This window comes from Nocardia coffeae (genome assembly GCF_019890715.1).
Lineage (GTDB): Bacteria > Actinomycetota > Actinomycetes > Mycobacteriales > Mycobacteriaceae > Nocardia > Nocardia jiangxiensis.
This window is the reverse complement of sequence record NZ_JAINZY010000046.1, coordinates 1-1,758: the sequence shown is the minus strand read 5'-3', so window position 1 is coordinate 1,758 and position 1,758 is coordinate 1. Positions and strand designations below refer to the sequence as shown.

Genomic DNA, 1,758 nt, shown 5'->3' with positions numbered 1-1,758 from the left:
GCGGAGACGGATTTCTTGGCGTCGCCGAACAGCATCGAGGTGTGGTCCGCGTAGAACAATGGGTTGTCGATCCCGGCGAACCCGGAATTCATCGACCGTTTCAACACGATCACACTGTGTGCCTGATCCACATTCAACACCGGCATCCCATAGATCGGGCTGGCCGAATCCTCCCGCGCGGCCGGGTTGGTGACATCGTTCGCACCGATCACCAACGCCACATCCGTCCGGGAGAACTCACCATTGATGTCATCCATCTCCTTCAACGCGTCATAAGACACCTCCGCCTCGGCCAGCAACACGTTCATATGACCGGGCATACGACCCGCGACCGGGTGGATCGCGTACTTCACCTCCACCCCCTTGGCCTCGAGCAGCGACGCCATCTCCTTGACCGCATGCTGGGCCTGGGCCACGGCCATACCGTAACCGGGCACCACGATCACCTGATTCGCATACGCCATCTGGATCGCCGCGTCCGCGGCACTGGTCGCCTTGGCCTGGCGCTGCTCCCCACCACCGGCGGCCGGCGCGGTACCCCCGCCACCGAACCCACCGGCCACGATCGCGGGAATCGACCGGTTCATCGCCTTGGCCATCAAATTCGTCAAAATACTGCCCGACGCGCCGACGATCATGCCCGCCACGATCATCGCGGTGTTGTTCAACGCCAACCCCGCCGCCGCGGCGGACAACCCGGTCAACGCGTTCAACAGCGAGATCACCACCGGCATATCCGCGCCACCGATCGGCAACACCACCATCAACCCCAGCACACCCGCCAACACCAGCACCGCGATCATCCACACCTGCGACACCCCGTGCCCGGTCGCCCCGACCCCGATCACCACCGCACACACCACCGCACCCACGAACAACACCAAGTTCAGCGGCTGCTGCAGCCTCCCGACACCGATCGGACGCCCCGGCAAGATCTCCTGCAACTTCCCGAACGCGATCAACGACCCCCAGAACGACACCGACCCGATGATCGCCGCGAACAACGATCCGACCACGATGTGCACGGTGGGCTGCTCGTCGAAATGCGAGAACCCGTGCGAGTTGATGAACTCGGACCACGCGATCAACGCGACCGTGCCACCACCCACACCATTGAACGCGGCCACCAACTGCGGCATCGCGGTCATCTTCGTGAACCGCGCCGGCGGCACCCCCAACACCACACCCACCACGATCCCCGCCACGATCAGGATCCAGTTACTGGTGTGCCGCACCGAAATCAACGTCGCCACGACCGCGATGACCATGCCCGCCGCCGCGATCAAATTCCCCCGGACCGCGGTCTTCGGGCCGGTCAAACCCATCAAACCGTAAATGAACAAAGCGAACGCGACAATATACAGGCCGTTCACCAGATAACTGACATTGTCGAAAGTATGCATCAACGACCCGCCTTCTCACCGGACTCGGCCCCGGGCTTCTTACCCTTGAACATGCCCAGCATCCGGTCCGTGACCACGAAACCACCGATCACGTTCAACGTCCCGAACACCACCGCCACGAACAAGATGATCTGCGTCAAGATCGAGGGGTCTTTCACATTCCCCAACGTCACCAACGCACCCAGCACCACGATCCCGTGAATCGCGTTCGTCCCCGACATCAACGGCGTGTGCAGGGTATTGGGAACCTTCGAAATCACCGCGAAACCCACGAAACCCGACAACACCAGAATCGCGATATTCGCCAACAACTCCGTATACATCAACCCTGCTCCTTCCCCGCCGAACCAGCCGA

The 1,758-nt window shown here is 61.9% G+C and carries 2 protein-coding genes; both read right to left on the bottom strand.

The window, feature by feature from the left end; translation table 11 throughout:
• A partial coding sequence (locus K7711_RS46935; protein ID WP_222979645.1) for an NAD(P)(+) transhydrogenase (Re/Si-specific) subunit beta occupies window positions 1–1,403 on the bottom strand: 1,403 nt, incomplete at its 3' end.
• Window positions 1,403–1,726, bottom strand: coding sequence for an NAD(P) transhydrogenase subunit alpha part 2 (locus tag K7711_RS46930; RefSeq protein ID WP_222979647.1), 324 nt, complete (start codon window positions 1,724–1,726; stop codon window positions 1,403–1,405). The genes K7711_RS46935 and K7711_RS46930, both read right to left, overlap by 1 nt.
• Window positions 1,727–1,758: the final 32 nt, after the last annotated feature.